The sequence below is a fragment of the Streptacidiphilus pinicola genome (assembly GCF_003258295.1).
Lineage (GTDB): Bacteria > Actinomycetota > Actinomycetes > Streptomycetales > Streptomycetaceae > Streptacidiphilus > Streptacidiphilus pinicola.
Window position 1 is genome coordinate 43,777 of record NZ_QKYN01000014.1, and the last position, 17,610, is coordinate 61,386.

The 17,610-nt window shown below is 71.0% G+C and carries 21 protein-coding genes and 2 pseudogenes; 10 read left to right on the forward strand and 13 right to left on the reverse strand.

Annotated features, from left to right (window positions below):
* The first annotated feature begins 30 nt into the window (after positions 1 to 30).
* Positions 31 to 1,125 carry a hypothetical protein gene (locus DN069_RS03465; protein WP_133259821.1) on the forward strand — a complete coding sequence of 365 codons (1,095 nt, stop codon included), beginning with the start codon at positions 31 to 33 and terminating at the stop codon, positions 1,123 to 1,125.
* Between the two features lie 4 nt (positions 1,126 to 1,129).
* On the opposite strand, the gene DN069_RS03470 is transcribed toward DN069_RS03465, so the two are convergent.
* The 3 genes from DN069_RS03470 to DN069_RS03480 all read right to left on the reverse strand — a co-directional run bounded on the left by DN069_RS03470 (position 1,130) and on the right by DN069_RS03480 (position 3,732).
* On the reverse strand, positions 1,130 to 2,338 hold the full coding sequence (locus DN069_RS03470) for a cation:proton antiporter (RefSeq protein ID WP_111499302.1): 1,209 nt from the start codon (positions 2,336 to 2,338) through the stop codon (positions 1,130 to 1,132).
* Positions 2,339 to 2,449: 111 nt separating this feature from the next.
* Positions 2,450 to 2,836, reverse strand: coding sequence for a Zn-ribbon domain-containing OB-fold protein (locus DN069_RS03475; protein ID WP_111499303.1), 387 nt, complete (start codon positions 2,834 to 2,836; stop codon positions 2,450 to 2,452).
* Positions 2,837 to 2,985: 149 nt separating this feature from the next.
* Positions 2,986 to 3,732: a TetR family transcriptional regulator gene (locus DN069_RS03480; RefSeq protein ID WP_243638872.1), complete on the reverse strand. Its 747-nt coding sequence runs from the start codon at positions 3,730 to 3,732 to the stop codon at positions 2,986 to 2,988.
* Between the two features lie 123 nt (positions 3,733 to 3,855).
* Between DN069_RS03480 and DN069_RS03485 the strand changes: the two genes are divergently transcribed.
* Entirely contained in the window at positions 3,856 to 5,007 is a 1,152-nt protein-coding gene (locus DN069_RS03485) for an acyl-CoA dehydrogenase family protein (RefSeq protein WP_424556243.1), read from the forward strand.
* 93 nt (positions 5,008 to 5,100) lie between these two features.
* On the opposite strand, the pseudogene DN069_RS41255 reads toward DN069_RS03485, so the two are convergent.
* The 4 genes and pseudogenes from DN069_RS41255 to DN069_RS03510 form a co-directional block, all read right to left on the reverse strand.
* A pseudogene (locus tag DN069_RS41255) lies at positions 5,101 to 5,240 on the reverse strand (alpha/beta hydrolase fold domain-containing protein); the annotation flags it as partial.
* Between the two features lie 143 nt (positions 5,241 to 5,383).
* On the reverse strand, positions 5,384 to 5,788 hold the full coding sequence (locus DN069_RS03495; RefSeq protein ID WP_111499305.1) for a nuclear transport factor 2-like protein: 405 nt from the start codon (positions 5,786 to 5,788) through the stop codon (positions 5,384 to 5,386).
* A gap of 667 nt (positions 5,789 to 6,455) precedes the next feature.
* Positions 6,456 to 7,175, reverse strand: coding sequence for an SDR family NAD(P)-dependent oxidoreductase (locus tag DN069_RS03500; RefSeq protein ID WP_111499306.1), 720 nt, complete (start codon positions 7,173 to 7,175; stop codon positions 6,456 to 6,458).
* A 600-nt stretch (positions 7,176 to 7,775) separates the two neighbouring features.
* On the reverse strand, positions 7,776 to 8,903 hold the full coding sequence (locus tag DN069_RS03510; RefSeq protein WP_111499307.1) for an acyl-CoA dehydrogenase family protein: 1,128 nt from the start codon (positions 8,901 to 8,903) through the stop codon (positions 7,776 to 7,778).
* A 467-nt stretch (positions 8,904 to 9,370) separates the two neighbouring features.
* Here DN069_RS03510 and DN069_RS03515 point away from each other — a divergent pair, with 467 nt between their 5' ends.
* Complete coding sequence (locus tag DN069_RS03515) at positions 9,371 to 9,970, forward strand: class I SAM-dependent methyltransferase (RefSeq protein ID WP_424556245.1); 600 nt, start codon at positions 9,371 to 9,373, stop codon at positions 9,968 to 9,970.
* On the opposite strand, the pseudogene DN069_RS03520 reads toward DN069_RS03515, so the two are convergent.
* The 3 genes and pseudogenes from DN069_RS03520 to DN069_RS03530 all read right to left on the reverse strand — a co-directional run.
* Positions 9,937 to 10,152, reverse strand: a pseudogene (locus DN069_RS03520) (FAD-dependent oxidoreductase); the annotation flags it as partial. The gene DN069_RS03515 and the pseudogene DN069_RS03520 sit on opposite strands and share 34 nt — an antisense overlap.
* Before the next feature lie 7 nt (positions 10,153 to 10,159).
* Positions 10,160 to 10,582, reverse strand: coding sequence for an arsenate reductase ArsC (locus DN069_RS03525; RefSeq protein ID WP_111499310.1), 423 nt, complete (start codon positions 10,580 to 10,582; stop codon positions 10,160 to 10,162).
* A gap of 41 nt (positions 10,583 to 10,623) precedes the next feature.
* A complete protein-coding gene (locus DN069_RS03530) occupies positions 10,624 to 10,821 on the reverse strand; it encodes a hypothetical protein (RefSeq protein ID WP_111499311.1) in 198 nt (65 codons plus the stop codon).
* A gap of 86 nt (positions 10,822 to 10,907) precedes the next feature.
* Between DN069_RS03530 and DN069_RS03535 the strand changes: the two genes are divergently transcribed.
* Genes DN069_RS03535 through DN069_RS03550 form a run of 4 tightly spaced genes read left to right on the forward strand, consistent with a single transcriptional unit; the run spans position 10,908 to position 13,369 of the window.
* Positions 10,908 to 11,222, forward strand: coding sequence for an ArsR/SmtB family transcription factor (locus tag DN069_RS03535; protein WP_111499312.1), 315 nt, complete (start codon positions 10,908 to 10,910; stop codon positions 11,220 to 11,222).
* Complete coding sequence (locus tag DN069_RS03540; protein WP_111499313.1) at positions 11,219 to 12,010, forward strand: aquaporin; 792 nt, start codon at positions 11,219 to 11,221, stop codon at positions 12,008 to 12,010. The genes DN069_RS03535 and DN069_RS03540 overlap by 4 nt, the downstream gene beginning before the upstream one ends.
* Positions 12,007 to 12,255: a DUF2180 family protein gene (locus DN069_RS03545; RefSeq protein ID WP_111499314.1), complete on the forward strand. Its 249-nt coding sequence runs from the start codon at positions 12,007 to 12,009 to the stop codon at positions 12,253 to 12,255. Before DN069_RS03540 ends, DN069_RS03545 begins: the two co-directional genes overlap by 4 nt.
* Before the next feature lie 16 nt (positions 12,256 to 12,271).
* A complete protein-coding gene (locus DN069_RS03550; protein WP_424556244.1) occupies positions 12,272 to 13,369 on the forward strand; it encodes an ArsO family NAD(P)H-dependent flavin-containing monooxygenase in 1,098 nt (365 codons plus the stop codon).
* 7 nt (positions 13,370 to 13,376) lie between these two features.
* On the opposite strand, the gene DN069_RS03555 is transcribed toward DN069_RS03550, so the two are convergent.
* Positions 13,377 to 13,874 carry a GNAT family N-acetyltransferase gene (locus DN069_RS03555; protein WP_111499316.1) on the reverse strand — a complete coding sequence of 166 codons (498 nt, stop codon included), beginning with the start codon at positions 13,872 to 13,874 and terminating at the stop codon, positions 13,377 to 13,379.
* A complete protein-coding gene (locus DN069_RS03560; protein ID WP_111499317.1) occupies positions 13,864 to 14,208 on the reverse strand; it encodes an ArsR/SmtB family transcription factor in 345 nt (114 codons plus the stop codon). The genes DN069_RS03555 and DN069_RS03560 overlap by 11 nt, the downstream gene beginning before the upstream one ends.
* A gap of 72 nt (positions 14,209 to 14,280) precedes the next feature.
* On the opposite strand from DN069_RS03560, the gene DN069_RS03565 reads away from it, so the two are divergent.
* Positions 14,281 to 14,814, forward strand: a complete 534-nt coding sequence (locus DN069_RS03565; RefSeq protein WP_111499318.1) for a DinB family protein — start codon at positions 14,281 to 14,283, stop codon at positions 14,812 to 14,814.
* A 21-nt stretch (positions 14,815 to 14,835) separates the two neighbouring features.
* Here DN069_RS03565 and DN069_RS03570 read toward each other — a convergent pair whose 3' ends face one another.
* Positions 14,836 to 15,204 (reverse strand): ArsR/SmtB family transcription factor, encoded by a 369-nt coding sequence (locus tag DN069_RS03570; protein ID WP_111499319.1) that lies wholly within the window; start codon positions 15,202 to 15,204, stop codon positions 14,836 to 14,838.
* Between the two features lie 107 nt (positions 15,205 to 15,311).
* Here DN069_RS03570 and arsM point away from each other — a divergent pair, with 107 nt between their 5' ends.
* On the forward strand, positions 15,312 to 16,205 hold the full coding sequence (arsM, locus tag DN069_RS03575) for an arsenite methyltransferase (protein ID WP_111499320.1): 894 nt from the start codon (positions 15,312 to 15,314) through the stop codon (positions 16,203 to 16,205).
* Positions 16,206 to 16,271: 66 nt separating this feature from the next.
* Entirely contained in the window at positions 16,272 to 17,597 is a 1,326-nt protein-coding gene (locus tag DN069_RS03580) for an FAD-dependent oxidoreductase (RefSeq protein WP_111499321.1), read from the forward strand.
* Positions 17,598 to 17,610 lie beyond the last annotated feature (13 nt).

A 17,610-nucleotide genomic window follows, 5' to 3' on the forward strand; every position in this document is an offset into this window, starting at 1 on the left:
TTCCGTGACATTCCTGCCTAGACTGCCGTGGTGACGACCTCCGACAGCGCCCGTGCCGTCGACGCCGCCCTGCAGCACCTGGACGCGGCCGTCGCGCAGGACAGCCCCGACCAACTGGAATCCGTCTACCGCGAGTTGACCGACCTGCCCGCTGCGACGCTGGACGCGCACACCACACGGCTCGGCCCGCACATCGCCCGCCAGCTGGCCCTGATGCCGGCCTGGCACGCAGCCGCCTTCGCCGATCTCGTGGGGCAGTTGGTGGACGTCGGCGCCGACGCCCTGGTCTGCGCCCCGCCGTTGCTGCGCGGCCTGCGCGAAAGCCTGTTACGGGCCCAGGAGTTCTTCGGACTCTGGTGGGACCGCTTCGGTCCGGCGGAGGAGCCCCCGGAGCCGGGCTCGGTGCCCGACCCGGACCTTCAGGCCCGCCTCGGCGACTCCTATGCCGACGTCTGGCACGCCCCCTACCTCGGCTGGCTGGCGCTGCACCGCTGGTCGACCGCGGCCGTCCCGGTGCTCGCCGACGGCCGGGTACGGCTGCTGCTGCGCGACGGCGACGACGGCATCCCCGGCCTCGGCGCCGACGCGAACCGGCTGGCCCGGCTCGCGGAGTGGCTGCTGCCCCGCTACGAGAGCCGCTTCCTTGGCCTCGTGGTCCGCCTGCTGCGCCTGCTGGAGGACGCGCCGCTGCTCGTCGTCCACCCGGCCGCCCGCAAGGCGTTCGTGGTGCGGATAGACGGAATGACCCACCTGGCGCAGCTGCAGATGCCGCTGAGCGTCGCCCTCTATGGCGGGGGCCATCTCCCGGGCAGCTCCGACGTCGCCGCGGCGTTCGCCGGAGCGGCGGCCGAGCGGCCGTCCGTGCCCTCACGGCTCGCCCTCTACGAGGACTTCGCGTTCGCCCGCCCCGACGGGGCGCGCCTGTGGCCGTCCGTGGCCCCGGACGAGCTCCCCGTGGTGGACGGCGTGCGGAGGCTGGTCCTGCACGACCGGCAGGAGTTCGTCCCGCTGCAGTGGGGACCGTTGCTGGAGCGCCTGCCGGAACGGCTCGAAGTCCTGGCCGTCCTGGACGGGGAGGAGGCGCGGCGGGCCTGCGCCGGGGTGGCGCCGCTGCGCAAGGACTGAGCGGTTAGGTTGCCGAGGCCCCCGACGCCGGTGGATGGGGCGGGGTCGGCGAAGTGGCCGGGGTCCCCGAAGTCGGGGCCTTCGGCGGGGTCGCGTGGCGCGCGGCGGCCGCGCCGGCGGCCGTCGCCGCGGCGATGGAGACGAGGGCGCCGAGCAGCAGCGCCGCGGACTCGCCGGGGCGCAGCAGATGCAGTTGCGTGCCGAGTGTCGCCGCGGCCACCGGCACGCCCAACTGGGCGGAGGCCAGGACGCCGTGGGCGACCGGCTGGCCCGTCAGCCGCATCGAGACGTGAGCCAGGACGGTCGCCGCGCCGAGCAGCAGACCCAGCAGGATCGCGGACGGGTGGCTGCCGAGCTGCCGCAGGTCCAGCGAGGAGCCGAGCCAGACGAAGAAGAGCGGTCCGAGGAAGCCCTCCGTGATCCCGAACAGCTGCCGGGCCAGTCGCCGCGGTTCGCCGATCGCGGCGACGACGAGCCCGAACGAGAAGCCCGCCAGCATGATCGAGACGTGCGTGTGCGTCGCGAGCGCGGCGAGCGCGAAGACGATCGCCAGGCTGATCCGCAGCTCCAGCGCGAACGAGCGCCGCCGGGAGAGCCGGTGCAGTCGCCGGTGCAGGCCGCGCCGTTCGGCCTCACGCAGGATCAGGAAGAGCACCACGGCGGAGCCCAGGACCGCCAGCGCGCCCAGCGCGGCGCGCACCGCGTGCGCGGGGTCGACGGCGAGCGGCAGCGCGACGATGCAGGCCGTGTCCGCGACCGCGACCTGCGGCAGCAGCGCGAGGATCCCTGGCCCGCCCAGCTGCAGCGAGTCGATGATCGGCAGCACCAGCGCGGCCGAGGACGACGCGAACAGCACCGCGTACATCGCGGTGTGCCCGGTGTGGAAGCCGCGCGACAGCGCGAACGCCGGGATCACGCCGACGGCCGCGACTCCGACGGCCCGCAGCAGGCCCTTGACCAGCCCGCCCCGCAGCGCCTTGTCCCGGACCGGGACATGGGCGCCCGCGACGAACATGATCAGGGCGAAGCCCATGTCGGCGAGGAACGCGAAGGTCTTGTCCCCGGCGTGCAGGTAGTCGACGAAGGTCGGCCCGAGCAGTACGCCGGCCAGCAACTCGCCGATGACGACCGGGATCCGCCAGCGCCTGGGCAGGGCCAGCAGCGGGCCGAGCATCCCGGCCACCACGATGACCGCCAGGGTCGAGAAGTCCACGCGCCGTCACCCTTCGCCGCTGCCGCGTCCCTCGTACGCCGGCGCAGGTCCGGCTCGGCGTGGAGGAAGCGTAATGCGAGGTGGGGGCTGCGGTGGTGAGGCCCCGCCGGGTCAGGCGCAGGCGCGGAAGACCGGGAGGTGCGTGTGCGGGGCCGGCGGGGCCAGGCGGACCCGGGTGCCCTCGGGCACGGTGCCGGGCAGGGCGTCGTCGAGGGAGGCCTGCACGGTGAAGCCCTCCTCAAGCACGACCAGGCAGATCGTCTCGCCGTCGGTGTACTGGCGGTGGCGCGGCGTCAGCAACCGGTGCACGATGCCGGAGCCGGCGCTGGCCTGCTCCTCCAGTTCGGAGGAGCCGCAGATTGGGCAGAGCAGCGCGGCGCGTCCGGTGGCGGAGCCGCACCAGCCGCAGCGGTGGTAGCGCAGGACGGGAGCGCTCTCCTCGTCGCCCGTGGGGGCGGCGGCGAGGGGAGCGACAGCGGTGAGGGTCAAGGTGGGCATGGGGGCTCCAGTGAACGGGGTGGTGGGGTCGTTCAGCGGCGCAAGTGCCGAATCGACTGTATGGCACTCAGTGCCCCACGTAAAGGCACTCAGTGCCCTCACTCTCCGAGGTGCGCCCCGGAGCCCGTCCTGCGAGCCTCCCCGGCGGGCTACTGCCCGAGCGCGCCCTCGACGTCCCGCACGACCTGCCACAGCGGGGCCCCCTTGCGGGCGACCAGCACCACGACCTGCTCGTCCGGGTCCTGCCGCGGGTGCGCGCCGTCCGCCGGGACGGCGGAGGCGGGGGCGGCGGACGGCCCGGCGGGGGAGAAGGCGCGGGCGACATAGCCGAGCGCCTCGTCCATCGCGGCGTCCACGTCGCCCTCGCCGCCCGCGCGCAGCCAGGAGCGCAGGGCGTGGTTGTGGGCGGCGACCACGGCCGCCGCCACCACGTCCGCGCGCAGCGCGCCGTCGCTGCGGTCCGCGCCACGCTCACGCAGGTGCTCGGCGAGCGCGCGCTCGTAGCGCCACACCACGGACAGCTCGTGCGCGCGCAGGCCCGGGACCTCACGGGTCAGCCGGTAGCGCTGCACGGAGAAGAGGGGATCGGCGGCGTACATCGCCAGCACGAGCCGGGATGCGTCGCAGGCCTGGGCGACCGGGTCGCCGTCGGCGGGGGCCTCGCGCAGGAACGCGGTCATCCCCTGCAGGGCGCCCTCGTGGTCCGGGAAGACCACGTCCTCCTTGGAGGGGAAGTAGCGGAAGAAGGAGCGCCGTCCGACGCCGGCCAGCGAGACGATGTCGTCGATCGTGGTCTGCTCGAAGCCGCGCTCCAGGAAGAGCTGGAACGCGGCGCGGACCAGGGACTCCCGCATGGTCGGCTTGCTCTCGTTCCCGGTGCTCACAGCTGCTGCCATGTGCAGAACGTAACACCAGATCGGGGTCCGGAGCTCCCCATGATGGCACTGAGTGTGCATAATCGAGGGTACTGAGTGCCATATGGGTGCCCACGGGGGCGCCGACAGATCTCGGGAGCGACCGTGAGCGCAGATTTCGACCTGTACCAGATCTCGGAGGAGCACCAGATGCTCCGGGAGACGGTCCGGGGCCTGGCCGAGGCGAAGATCGCCCCGTTCGCCACCGAGGTGGACGAGCAGGCCCGCTTCCCGCAGGAGGCGCTCGACGCGCTCGTCGCCTCCGAGCTGCACGCCGTCCACGTCCCCGAGGAGTACGGCGGCGCCGGCGCCGACGCGCTCGCCACCGTGATCGTCATCGAGGAGGTGGCCCGCGTCTGCGTGTCCTCCTCGCTGATCCCCGCGGTCAACAAGCTCGGCTCGCTCCCGGTGATCCTCTCCGGTTCCGAGGAGCTGAAGGCCAAGTACCTGGCCCCGCTCGCGGCCGGCGACGCGATGTTCTCCTACTGCCTCTCCGAGCCCGACGCGGGCTCCGACGCGGCCGGCATGAAGACCCGCGCGGTGCGCGACGGCGACGACTACGTCCTGAACGGCGTCAAGCGCTGGATCACCAACGCGGGCGTCTCCGAGTACTACACGGTCATGGCGGTGACCGACCCGGAGAAGCGCTCCAAGGGCATCTCCGCGTTCGTCGTGGAGAAGGGCGACGAGGGTGTCTCCTTCGGCGCGCCGGAGAAGAAGCTCGGCATCAAGGGCTCCCCGACCCGTGAGGTCTACTTCGACAACGTCCGCATCCCCGCCTCGCGGATGATCGGCGCCGAGGGCACCGGCTTCGCCACCGCGATGAAGACCCTCGACCACACCCGCATCACCATCGCCGCCCAGGCGCTGGGTGTCGCCCAGGGCGCGCTGGACTACGCCAAGGGCTACGTCCACGAGCGCAAGCAGTTCGGCAAGGCCATCGCCGAGTTCCAGGGCATCCAGTTCATGCTCGCCGACATGGCCATGAAGCTGGAGGCCGCCCGCCAGCTCACCTACGCCGCCGCGGCCAAGTCCCAGCGCGTCGACTCCGACCTGACCTTCTTCGGCGCCGCGGCCAAGTGCTTCGCCTCCGACGTCGCCATGGAGGTCACCACCGACGCCGTCCAGCTCCTCGGCGGCTACGGCTACACCCGTGACTACCCGCTGGAGCGCATGATGCGCGACGCGAAGATCACCCAGATCTACGAGGGCACCAACCAGGTCCAGCGCATCGTCATGGCGCGCAACCTGCCGTAGGGATAAAAGCGCAGGTCAAGTGCCTGGTCGTCGGTGCCGAACGGGCGCCCTTCCGTATCCGGAAGGGCGCCTGCCTGCATAGATGTTCCGGTGTCTCGGCCTGTTGAGCATCAGGACGTCGTGCAGCAGCCGAGGACCCGCATCGTGGTGACATCGACCTCGGCTTCCCGCAGCTTGGCCGCGTATGCCTCGCCCTCATCGCGCAGCGGGTCGGCTTCATCGCGAAGTGTCACCTGACAGCAGCCGGCCGAACTGGGCTCTCGCTTGGTTCGAGGGAACCTCGTGGATCCGCGGATGCGGGCCGGATTCCTCGGCCGATCGCATGGGTAGGGCACAAGCCTGTTCCCTTCCACAGAACCAGAACCTTGTCGCTCGATCAGGCCCTCGTAATGGTCCTGCCTGGCATCGGCTCCGCGAGTTTGGTTCGCCATTCGGGCGCGCCGAAGGCGTCGGCGAAGTACTGGGTCTCGTGGACAACATGCTCGTGGTCGAATTCCATGATGCTTACCGAATAACTGGGCACACCGTCGTACGTGATCAGGCACTCGCTCACCCACAGACTCCCGCCGCCGGTGATTCGCCGAACCGTGAAATGGCGATTCGCGGGGTGTCCGCCGCGCTGGGCCGAAATCGCCGGACGGCCTCGGAATCGCTCGCCCGACTGCGGGTAGTCGAGGATCGCGTCAGCGGCGTATACAGCGTGTTCGGCTTCGGTGTCCCCACGTTCCGATGCTCGCCAGTGTTCTTCGACAGCGGCTCTGGTACGGGCGTCCGGATCCATCAAGGCGCCTCTCTCCTGAACTTCCGAGGTTCCACGGCAACCGCCCAGATTTCATCGTAGGCGTGCGCGCAATCATGTGCATCGGGACGGTGTCCCGTTGTGGTCGCAGCGCCTTCCATGGACGAGTTGCCTGATCTGAAGCTCGGTATGTCGTGGTCGTCTTCACGGGCGCTCCTCGGTGATCGAGCAAGATCCCGGCCGACGTTCAGGCTGGGCGGGAGGCACATCGGGGGAGCCTTTTCATCCAACGTCATCGTGTTGTCCCGTCGGCGATCCATGGGCGCCGATCCCGAGGGCACGGAGCCGGTTCATTCCGAGAACCCAGAACTCGAAGCGACGAGATCTTCGTACTATGGGACACCTGTTTGTTTCGTACTTCCGCGAGCCAGGCGATGGACGAGGAGGCCGGCGCAGGCGTCGCGCGCTGCGCCTTCTCGCGCCCGTCACCGTCCCGCGTCCGGCTCGGGAGGAGTGCGACTCGGACGTGTGGCTTGTACGCAACGTCTGGTGCGGAGCCTGTTGTGATCTTCGACCGAGGGGAAGCGGCCGGGCTTGAGGACGGGGATCGGACGTCGGCACCGCGCCGACAGGAGCGGACGGCGAGGCCGCCCGAACGGGTAGCAGACCGAGACAACCGGGATGCCGGGCGCCGCGCGGTGGTGAGCTGTCAGTGGCCCGCGCTCTGGCCACCGTCCACGTGCAGGATCTCGCCGGTGACGAACGGCGCGTTCTCCAGGAACACCACCGCGTCGACCACATCACGGATCTCGCCCATGCGGCCGAGCGGATGGAGCCGCGCCAGAGCCTCGCGGTCGGCATCGACGTTCGGGAACGTGTCGATCACCCCGAGCGAGACGGCGTTGGCGCGGATGCCTTGCGCCGCGTACTCAATGGCCAGGCCCTTGGTGGCGGCTTGCAGACCGCCCTTGGTGAGCGAGGCCAGCAATGCCGGGGCTGCGGACTGCGCGTGGTCCACGAGGCTCGTTGTGACCTGGACGATGTGGCCGCCGCCCTGGGCGATCATGTGCGGGACCGAGAGCTGGGTGATGTGGAAGAAGCCGCCGATGTTGACGGCGGTGACCACCTCGTAGTCGTCCTCGGTGTAGTCGCTGAAGGGCTTCCCGATGAAGCGGCCGGCGTTGTTGACCAGGGTGTCGATCCGGCCGTAGCGGTCGAGTGCGGCCGCGACGACGCGTTCGGCGGCCTTCCGATGGGCGACATCGCCCTGGACCGTCAGCAGATCGGCCTCGTCGGAGGAGGCGATGGTGCGTGAGGTGGCGACGACGGCGTACCCGAGTCGGCGATAGGCCTCGACCAGACCTGCGCCGATGCCTTGCGAGGCGCCCGTCACGATGGCGACTTTGGGGAACTCCTCGCCCTTATCCATGTCCTGAAGCTATCAACATGCAAGGAAGCCACAACTCGAACAGGACTGGTGGACCTTGCGCCGGCGCAAGCGGGAGGCCGGATGTGACCCGAGCCCTTCTCTCCGGCAGGTTTCACCATGACCGAGCACATTCAGTCTTGCGCCGCTTGTCGCCCCGCGGCCGTCCGAGCCGGACAACGCCTACGAATCCGTTCGGATTACGACCGAGCACGCCTTCAACGACGCCTGGTCCGGGACCGATTACCTCGACCTTGCGCACGCACGCGCTGGGCTCCGCCACCATCACGGCGAGCCTGGGCATTCTGGAGCCGCTCCGCGGCCAGCAGCGGTTCGCCCTGCGGACTGGCGTGCCAAGGAGGAGATCGTCGAGGCCTTCATTCAGATGGCTGTCCAAGTGGGCGTCGCCCGTTCGTTCGACAGCTACGCGGTGGCGCGCGAGGTCTTCACGAAGTCCGACGCGGCGCGTGGCGCCGCCAGCGACCAGGGTTGACGCCCAGTCGGCGCTGTCAGAGGTCGAGGAGCATTCGCACTCGACGCCGGGGTCCGGGATCGACGAACAACGTCTAGGCCCAATCGGACCCCAGAGTGCTGACCGCGCCGTCACCGGAAAGCCGGCACCGTGGCGGGCAGGCCCATCAGCACCGCGCCCGCCGCGTCGTACATCATCGGACTGAGGAACGCGTGCGACTGTGGCACGAGGGCATCGCCGAGCAGTTCCTGCAGGGGGTGGCCGGTGAAGATCGGCGCGGTGCCGGACAGGCCGACCACCTTCGCGACCACCTCCGCGGAAGTGCGGGCGAGATGGGCCGCCGAGAGCCTCAGGTGGGCGTTGAGGTCGTCCCGCACGGCCGCCCCGTCGGACACGCTGTCCCACGCCTCCTCCGCGGCCTCGAAGAAGTAGGCGCGCGCGGATCGCAGCATCGCCTCAGCCTCGGCGACGCCCGCGCGGTAGTACGCCCGGTCGGCGAGCCGGGGCGCAGCGGTGATACCAACACGCCCGGCACCGGTCTCCTCGGCGAAGTCGAGCGCGGCCCGTGCGACACCGGCGGAGACGACGGACAGCGCTTGGGCCGCGTAGGCGATCGCGGGGTAGCGGTAGACCGGCTCGTCGATGGTCGGCGCGCCGCCCCTGATGAAGGTGCGCCGCTCCAGCACCGGCACCTCGTCGAGGACCAGGTCGAAGGAGCCCGTCGCCCTCATGCCGATGACGTCCCAGTCCTCCACGATGGTGACGTCCGCGGGCCGCACCACTGCCCCCCGCGGCTTGCCGTCCGTCGAGTCGTCGCCGGGGATGCCGACACAGAGCACCCCGGCGGCCTTGCAGCCGCTGCCGAACTTCCACCGTCCGCTGACGGAGAAGCCGTCGGGCGTCCTGCGGGCCTCCTGCACGGGATACAGCGCGCCGGCGAAGACGACGTCCGGGCCGTCAGCGTAGATCTCCTCGAGCGACTCCAGCGGCAGCGACCCGAGGTAGGTGGTCTGGCAGCCGAAGGCGGCAACCCAGCCGGCCGACCCGTCGACCGTGGAGATCCGCTCGATCAGGCGCAGGAAGTCGGCAGGCCGCATCGGGTCGCCACCGAAGCGCCGCGGCGTCGCTGCCCGGTAGACGCCGATCTCCTTCAGCCGGGCGACGAAGTCGGCCGACACGAACCGCTGCTCGTGGAACTCGGCTCGGCGCCGCCGCAGTTCGTCGAGGACGTCGCCGACGGTGGTCCTGGCGTGGGTCATCGGTGCGCTCCCCGGATCGTAGGCAGTTCTTCGACCATAGAAGGTGAGCGACGGCGACGAGATCGCCACTCCGCCAAAGGGGAGCAAACTCCGGGCCGGCGTGGTCGAGACGGGTGTGACCGTGAGCCCCGCCCGGCGCCCATTGAGCGCCGGGCCTCAGGCGGTGATCACGTGCCCTTCTTGCGGTCCCTTTGCGCCCTCATCGACCTCGCACGACACGCGCGGGGGTCCCAGGCGAGCGAGGGCGGATGCTGCGCGGCGGAGCCTTCTGGGGACTGTTGCGGCTCGTGACCGCCGAGGCGCGGCGCGATCTTCTGGAGTGCCTAGGCCCAGAACCCCTCGTGCACGCTGGCAATCTGCCTGCTCCAGGCTGCGACTGGGTCGATCGCCGTCGTCTCAGGCTTGCTGTCCGCACTTAAGATGCGGACATGGACAAGGTCACACTGCCGCGCGCGGGCGGCATGCCGATGGCGGCGCGGCCGACCCGCTGGCAGGAGGCGGGGGCGAGCGGGAACTTCGGCAAGCGGTTCGCTGAGCTCATCGCCGCCGGCAAGGACGTCGACGGCGAGGCCCGGCTCGCGGACACGCTCCTGCCCCGTGGCGCCCGGGTACTCGACGCCGGCGCCGGCATGGGCCGGGTGGCCGCCGCGCTCGTGCGGCGCGAGCACGACGTGGTCGCGATCGAGCCCGATGGGGCGCTGGTCCAGCAGGCCCGCGAGACTTACCCCGGACTGCCGATCGAGGAGCGGGACATCCTCGATCTCAGTCCGGATGACGGTCCTTTCGATCTGGTCGTCTGTGTGGGCAACGTGATCGTCTACCTGGCCGAGGGTACGGAGCGGACGGCGCTGGCGGCGATGCGCGATGTGCTCGGCGAGAACGGCCGCATCCTGGTCGGCTTCCACCTCCAGGACCCGCCGCCGCACGCCCACGTCTACACGGCGGCGGAATTCGAAGCGGACCTAGATGCCGTCGGTCTGCGCGTCGACCTGCGGGCGGGCAGTTACGAACTGCACCCCGCGAACGACACCTACGGTGTCTGGATCCTGAGCCGCGCCGGGGGGTGAAGAGGCTCTGACACGGTGGTAGTCAGCGAGCCGCCGACGAAGATGGCGGAGCCGAAGAGCAGGGGTCTCAGTTGGGCGCGGGCGGTGTAGAGGGCGGCGGTGTATCCGGCGGGCCCAGAGCCGATGATGATGACGTCGCGCACGTCGTCGGCCTCGCGGGGTGCGGGGATGGCGGCGGTCATGAAGATGTCACTGCTCCGGCTGCTTGGCGTCGATCTCGGCGATCAAGCCCTCGATGAGCTTCTTGATCTCGTCGCGGATGGGGCGGACGGCGTCGATGCCCTGGCCGGCCGGGTCCTCCAGCTGCCAGTCGAGGTAGTGCTTGCCGGGGAAGATCGGGCAGGCGTCGCCGCAGCCCATGGTGATGCAGTAGTCGGACGCCTGGACGGCCTCGGTGGTGAGGACCTTGGGCTTCTGGTCGGAGATGTCGATACCGACCTCGGCCATGGCGGCGACGGCGGCGGGGTTGACCTGGTCGCCGGGGATGGAGCCGGCGGAGCGGACCTCGATGCGGTCCCCGGCGAGGTGGCGCAGGAACCCGGCGGCCATCTGAGAGCGGCCGGCGTTGTGGACGCAGACGAACAGGACGGACGCGACGGGGCTGGTGGTCATCATCGGGTCTTTCTGGTGTGAGAGGCAGGCAGGGTGGTGGCTCAGGTGGCGGGCTGGAGTTCCGCGAGGAGTCCGGTGACGCGTCCGGCGATCTCGTCGCGGATCACGCGGGCCACCTCCACGGGGGCGGTGGCCGGGTTGGCGACGGGCCAGTCCAGGTAGCGGTGGCCGAGCGAGACGGGGTCGCCGCAGCCCATGGGGACCTCGACGAGTTCCAGGTGGGGATCGGACGTGGGCATCGCGGGCTCCACGGGTGCAGGGTAGGGACGGGCCAAAGCTCCGTCCGGGCTGGTATCAGCCCCAACTGATGTGAGATTATCAGTCCATGCTGACGTCAGTCGATACTGATCTGGTCCGGGTGCTGGCCGACCCGCTGCGCATGCAGATCGTGAGCCTGCTCGCGCGGGAGACGCTGTGCACGACGCACCTGGTGGAGGAGACCGGCGCGAAGCAGACCAACCTGTCCAACCACCTGAAGGTGCTGCGTGACGCCGGGGTGGTGGAGACCGAGCCGTGCGGCCGGTTCACCTATTACCGGCTGCGGCCGGAGGTGCTGGACCAGCTCGCCGAGCAGTTCACCCGTCTCGCCTCCCTCGCCCGCGTGAACGACGCGGCCAACTCCAAAAGAGCCTGCCCGTGACCAGCACCGACGCCCCCGAGGTCATAGTGGATCAGCCCGCCGCGCACGTGGACCCTGCGTTGCCGCCCGGTCCCGCGGTCGCCCACCGGCCGCCGCTGTTCCAGCGGGTCGCCGCCGAGTTCGTCGGCACCGCCCTGCTGGTCGCCGTCGTGGTCGGCTCCGGCATCCAGGCCACCGAGCTCACCCCCGATGTCGGCCTGGAGCTGCTGGCCAACTCCCTGGCCACGGTCTTCGGCCTGGGCATCCTGATCCTGCTGCTCGGCCCCGTGTCCGGCGCGCACTTCAACCCGGTCGTCACCCTCGCCGATTGGTGGACCGGCCGCCGCACCGAGGGCGGACTCGCCGCCCGGGACATCGCCGCCTACGTGCCCGCGCAGGTCGGCGGCGCCATCGCGGGCGCGGTGCTCGCGGACGCGATGTTCGGCAAACAGCTGGTGCAGTGGTCCACCCACGACCGCTCCGCCGGGCACCTGCTGCTCGGCGAGGTCGTCGCCACCGCCGGACTCGTGTTCCTGATCTTCGGCCTCGCGAAGAAGGACCAACTGCGCTTCGCGCCCGTCGCGGTTGCCTCCTACATCGGCGCGGCGTACTGGTTCACCTCCTCCACCTCCTTTGCCAACCCGGCCGTGGCGATCGGCCGCGCCTTCACGAACACCTTCGCCGGGATCAAGCCTTCGAGCCTGCCGGGCTTCATTGGCATGGAGCTCGTCGGCGGCGTCGTCGGCCTGGCCCTGGTGGCGCTCGTCTTCGGGTACCGCAGCAACAACGGCGAGGCCGGGCGGGAGTGAACTGCCTGGACTGCGACCGCAAGGACATGACGGCCCCCGCACTGGGCATCTGCACCAACTGCGGGGCCGGCGTCTGCGGCGCCCACCTCCGCGTCACCGAACAGGCCCTGGCCTGCCGCACCCGCGAGGGCGAGACGCGCGAGGTGGCTCCGTCCGCGCGCCGGATCCTGTGCCCGACCTGCGACCAGGCCCGACATGCTTACGGCCGCTGCTGCCCCGACCCGACCGCCGCCCGTACCGGCTGAACCGCCGAGGAGAGACGTGACGATCACCGGCACCCCCACCACGCCCACCGCGCCGCACCAGACCCCAGCGCGGCGACGGGTGCAGGTGCTCGTCATCGGCGGCGGGCAGGCCGGACTCGCGGCGGGCTATTACCTGCGCCGCGCGGGGCTCGACTTCGCCGTCCTCGACAACGCCGAGGCGCCGGGCGGCGCGTGGCAGGACTACTGGGAGAGCCTGCGCCTGTTCTCCCCGGCCGCCTACTCCTCCCTGCCCGGCCGCCCGATGCCGAATCAGCCGGGCCATGACGCCCCCGACGCCGCCCATGTCGTCGACTACCTGACCGAGTACGAGAAGCGCTACGAGCTCCCCGTCCACCGCCCGGTCCAGGTCCACGCCGTCCACGACACCGACGACGGCGGCCTGCTCGTGCACACCGACGACGGCACCTGGCACACCCGGGCGTTGATCAGCGCCACCGGCAACTGGACCCGCCCCTTCGTACCCGCTGTCCCCGGCCAGCAGTTGTTCGGCGGGCGGCAGATCCACACCCGCGGCTACCGGCGCCCCGAGGACTTCACCGGGCAGCGCGTGGTGGTCGTCGGTGGCGGCAACTCCGGCGCCCAGATCGCCGCCGACCTCCTTGGCCTCGCGGACTCGGTCCGCTGGGTGACCCGCCGTCCTGCGCGCCTGCTCCCGGACGAGATCGACGGCCGCGCGCTGTTCGAGATCGCCACCCGTCGCGTCCAGGACGACGGCCCCCGGATCTCCGACCTCGGCGACATCGTCGCCGTCCCACCAGTCCGCGCCGCCCGAGCAGCGGGTCTACTCGACGACCAGCCGATGTTCGACGCCCTCACCCCGGTCGGCCCCCGCTTCCGGGACGGGAGCATCTGGCCGGCGGACGCAGTCATCTGGTGCACCGGCTTCCGGCCAGCACTCGCGCATCTCGCGCCGCTCGGCCTGCGCACCGGTGAACGCGACCGGATCGCCACCGCCGGTACCCGCGCCCAGAGCGACCCGCGGATCCATCTGCTCGGCTACGGCGACTGGACCGGCCCCGCCTCCGCCACCCTCATCGGCGTCGGCCGCACCGCCCGCCAGGCCGTCGCCGAGATCACCGAACTGCTGCGCTGACCGGACCTCAGTCCACCAGCGGACTGCGGCGCTCGATGAGGACGACGTCGCGCCAGCGGCCGTGGTGGCGGCCGATGCGCTCACGCGTACCAATGACCCGGAACCTGGCACGCTGGTGGAGGGCGAGGCTGGCGGTGTTCTCGGGGAAGATCCCGGACTGGATCGTCCACACGCCTGCCCTCTCGGTCGAGGCGATGAGCGCGTCGAGGAGCATGCGCGCGATGCCCCGCCCGCGCGCGTCGGGGTGGACGTAGACGGAGTGCTCGACCACGCCGGCATACGCGCACCGGTCGGAGACCTTGCTCGCCGCGACCCAGCCGAGCACGCGGCCGTCCTGGTCGACGGCGACGAACCGGTGCTCGGCCAGCTTGGCGGCGTCGAAGTGCTCCCAGGCGGGGGCCTGGGTCTCGAAGGTGGCATTTCCCTCGTCGATGCCAGCCTGGTAGATCGCCAGCACCTCGGCGGCGTGCTCGGCGGTCATCGCGACGACGGTGTCACGGTCCATCGCACTGTCCTTCCACGGGTTCGGCGAGGATCGCACGCAGCGCGGCCGGGAAAACCGTCAGGCAGCGGCTGTTGATGACATACCAGGTGGAGGTGCCGCGTCGCTCGGCCAGCACGAATCGCACCTCGGCCAGGACCTTCAGGTGGTGCGACACGGTCGACTGCCCGACCGGGGCCTGTTCGACGATCTCGCCCACGCTCATCGGACGGCCGACACGGGCCAGCAGGTGGACCAGCTGGATCCGGGTCGGGTCCGCGAGTGCCTTGAACCAGGACGCGTAGGTCTCCGCGGAGTCCGCGTCGACCAGAGGCGCCGGGATGCTTGTCTCTTCCATCGACAATCGACGATAGTAGATGAAAGGCGTGTGGCCAAGGGCGGCCATGACGCCGAGGCGAGGGAGCGGGCAGTGGTCAGCACGCCGGATTTCGACCCCGAGGTGGTCCACGCCGAGCTGGAGCGCGTTCGAGCCGACTTCCACGACCTCCTTGGCGCCGCTGACGCGGAGGCGCTCGCACGCCGCACTGACGGGACACGGTGGACCAACGAGGAACTGCTGTTCCACATGCTCTTCGGCTACCTGATCGTCCGCAGCCTGCTGCCCCTGGTCCGCCTGTTCTCACGTCTGCCCGCCAGGGTGGGGCGGTCCTACTCCCGCCTGCTCGACGTCGCGACATGGCCGTTCGACCAGGCCAACTACTTCGGCTCCGTCGCCGGCTCACGCGTGTTCGACCACCGGCGGATGGCCGCGAAGATGGACCGCACCGTGGCTGCGCTGCACCGGTCGCTCGATCGCGAGACCGAGCAGTCCCTGAACGCGGCGATGCACTTCCCCGCCCGCTGGGATCCCTTCTTCCGCGCCACGATGACCGTCGGAGAGGTGTATCGGTACGCAACACAGCACTACGACTTCCACCACAACCAGCTCACCCTCGGCGACTGATCGTCCGGAGCCGGGATGCGGTCAGTGGCGCAGGTCAAGCAGGGCGGACATCGCCGCCACGACCTCGGGCGCGACCTTGTAGTAGACCCACGTGGCACGCCGCTCGGAGGTCAGCAGCCCGGCCTCCCTCAGCTTCTTCAAGTGGTGCGACACAGTCGGCTGTGACACGCCGACGTCGGAGATGTCGCACACGCACGCCTCGCCGCCCTCGTGCGAGGCGATCAGCGAGAACAGTCGAAGCCGCACCGGGTCGCCCAGCGCCTTGAACATCACCGCTGTGCGTTCGGCCTCCTCGGCCGACAACGGGCGCTCGGTCAGCGGGGGGCAGCACGGCGCCACCGTCTCCTCGGGCTGGAGGACCGGCAGCTCTCGCACGCTCAGATTCGACATGCGTCAATATTGACATCCGTCGAGGCAGGCGGCAAGCTCGGCTGTATCGACAGGCGTCAAATCAGGCTGGGTGGTCTCGCCGCGCAGCCCGGAGCAGGGAGGCAGCCATGGCAGACACCCAGCAGGATCTGCGGGACCGGGTGCGCGCCGACTACGCGGCAGCCGCCCGCAAGGTGATCGACGGCGGGACCGGCTGCTGTTCCGGCACCGGGATCGAGGTCGACGCCTCCTTCGGGGCCGGCCTCTACCAGCCCGAAGACCATGAGGAGCTGCCGGCTCAAGCCCTGGCCGCCTCACTCGGCTGCGGCAACCCGACCGCGGTCGCCGAACTGCGCGCGGGGGAGCGGGTGCTGGACCTCGGGTCGGGCGGCGGCATCGACGTGCTGCTCTCCGCCCGGCGGGTCGGACCGACCGGCAAGGCGTACGGCCTGGACATGACCGAGGAGATGCTCGCGCTCGCCCGCACGAACGCCGCCAAGGCGGGGGCGTCGAACGTGGAGTTCCTCAAGGGCACGATCGAGGCGGTCCCGCTGCCCGCCGACAGCGTCGACGTGACCATCTCCAACTGCGTCATCAACCTGTCCACCGACAAGCCCGCCGTCTTCGCCGAGGCCTTCCGCACGCTGGTCCCCGGCGGGCGCCTGGGCATCAGCGACGTCGTCGCCGACGACACCCTCACTCCCGCCGAGCGCGCCGAACGCGGCGGCTACGCCGCCTGCATCGCCGGCGCCCTCTCCTTCGCCGAGTACCGCGGGGGACTGGAGGCCGCGGGCTTCACGGCCATCGACATCACCCCCACGCACGCCATCGCCGACGGCCTGCATGCCGCGATCATCAAGGCCACCAAACCCACCAGCGCCGTCTCGCCCGCCCCGCCGGCCGCCACACCGACAGCCGCGACGCCGTGCTGCGGCACCGGGCAGGCCGCCGAGGCAGCGGGCAGTTGCTGCGACCCGGCGGCAAAGGCGGACGCCGTCGCCGCCGGAACCGGCTGCTGCTGACCCGATCAGCCATCCCGTCCCACCGCTCACCCGTTCACGCATCCGAACCACCCGGAGACAACAGCCATGAGCATGAGCACCACCGCGCAGCTTCCCGTCGCCGTGATCGGAGCGGGTCCGGTCGGCTTGGCCGCCGCCGCGCACCTGCTCGAACGCGGCTTGAACCCCCTGGTCCTGGAGGCCGGCCCGAGCGCGGGAACCGCCGTGCGCTCCTGGGGCCATGTGCGCCTGTTCTCCGCCTGGTCCGAACTGGTCGACCCGGCCGCCGCCCGTCTGCTGGAGCCCACTGGCTGGACCCACCCCGACCCCGGCCGCTACCCCACTGGCGCCGAATGGGCCGAGCTCTACCTGCAGCCCCTCGCCGCCGCCCTCGCCGACCGCGTCCGCTACAACACCACCGTGACCGGCACCGCCCGAGCCGGACGAGACCGCGTCGTCGACACCGATCGCGAGACCCAGCCCTTCACCGTCCACCTCCGCTCCGCCGACGGCCGCCAGGAGCGACTCCAGGCGCGCGCGGTCATCGACGCCTCCGGTACCTACAGCACTCCCAATCCGCTCGGCGCCGACGGCCTGCCCGCGCTCGGCGAGGACACCCACGCCGACCGGATCAGCTACCGGGTCCCGGACCTGACGGAGCCCCAGGTCCGCGCCCGCTTCGCAGGCAAGACCACGGCCGTTGTCGGCACCGGAGCCTCCGCCTTCACCGCCCTTGCGGCACTCGCCGACCTGGCCGGGCAGGAGCCCGGCACCCGCGCGGTGTGGATCCTGCGCCGCGGCATCACCGGCAACACCTACGGCGGGGGAGACGCCGACCAACTCCCGGAGCGCGGCGCGCTCGGCCAGAAGGCCAAGGCCGCCGTCGACGCCGGCCATGCCAGCGCGCTCACCGGATTCCGCACCGCCGCCATCGAACCCGCGGAGAGCGACCGACTGGTGCTCGTTGGCGAGGACGGCACCCGCACCCCGCCCGTCGACCAGATCATCGCGCTCACCGGCATGCGCCCCGACCTCTCCTTCCTGTCCGAGCTGCGCCTCGGCCTGGACGAGCGGTTGCAGGCCCCGATCAAGCTCGCCCCGCTGATCGACCCCAACCAGCACTCCTGCGGCACCGTCTACCCCCACGGTGCGCTCGAACTCGCGCACCCGGAGGAGGGCGTGTACCTGGCCGGGATGAAGTCCTACGGTCGCGCCCCGACGTTCCTCGCACTGACCGGCTTCGAACAGGTCCGCTCCATCGCCGCCGCCCTCGCCGGCGACCACGAGGCCGCCGCCCGCGTCGAACTCACCCTCCCCGAGACCGGCGTCTGCAGCGGGGGCGGACTGGCCGCCGAGCCGGACGACACCACCGACACAACCGGTGGTTGCTGCAGCGTCCCCGCGCTGGGCTAGGTTCGGCCCGGGA

Coding starts and splice junctions, on each gene's coding strand:
- DN069_RS03500 (WP_111499306.1), bottom strand. CDS start 7,175: ATGGATAAGGGCGAGGAGTTCCCCAAAGTCGCCATCGTGACGGGCGCC.
- DN069_RS03480 (WP_243638872.1), bottom strand. CDS start 3,732: ATGGCAGCAGCTGTGAGCACCGGGAACGAGAGCAAGCCGACCATGCGG.
- DN069_RS03570 (WP_111499319.1), bottom strand. CDS start 15,204: ATGTCGAATCTGAGCGTGCGAGAGCTGCCGGTCCTCCAGCCCGAGGAG.
- DN069_RS03495 (WP_111499305.1), bottom strand. CDS start 5,788: ATGGATCCGGACGCCCGTACCAGAGCCGCTGTCGAAGAACACTGGCGA.
- DN069_RS03535 (WP_111499312.1), top strand. CDS start 10,908: ATGCTGACGTCAGTCGATACTGATCTGGTCCGGGTGCTGGCCGACCCG.
- DN069_RS03475 (WP_111499303.1), bottom strand. CDS start 2,836: ATGCCCACCTTGACCCTCACCGCTGTCGCTCCCCTCGCCGCCGCCCCC.
- DN069_RS03555 (WP_111499316.1), bottom strand. CDS start 13,874: ATGGACCGTGACACCGTCGTCGCGATGACCGCCGAGCACGCCGCCGAG.
- DN069_RS03580 (WP_111499321.1), top strand. CDS start 16,272: ATGAGCATGAGCACCACCGCGCAGCTTCCCGTCGCCGTGATCGGAGCG.
- arsM (WP_111499320.1), top strand. CDS start 15,312: ATGGCAGACACCCAGCAGGATCTGCGGGACCGGGTGCGCGCCGACTAC.
- DN069_RS03525 (WP_111499310.1), bottom strand. CDS start 10,582: ATGACCACCAGCCCCGTCGCGTCCGTCCTGTTCGTCTGCGTCCACAAC.
- DN069_RS03560 (WP_111499317.1), bottom strand. CDS start 14,208: ATGGAAGAGACAAGCATCCCGGCGCCTCTGGTCGACGCGGACTCCGCG.
- DN069_RS03510 (WP_111499307.1), bottom strand. CDS start 8,903: ATGACCCACGCCAGGACCACCGTCGGCGACGTCCTCGACGAACTGCGG.
- DN069_RS03530 (WP_111499311.1), bottom strand. CDS start 10,821: ATGCCCACGTCCGATCCCCACCTGGAACTCGTCGAGGTCCCCATGGGC.
- DN069_RS03515 (WP_424556245.1), top strand. CDS start 9,371: ATGGCGGCGCGGCCGACCCGCTGGCAGGAGGCGGGGGCGAGCGGGAAC.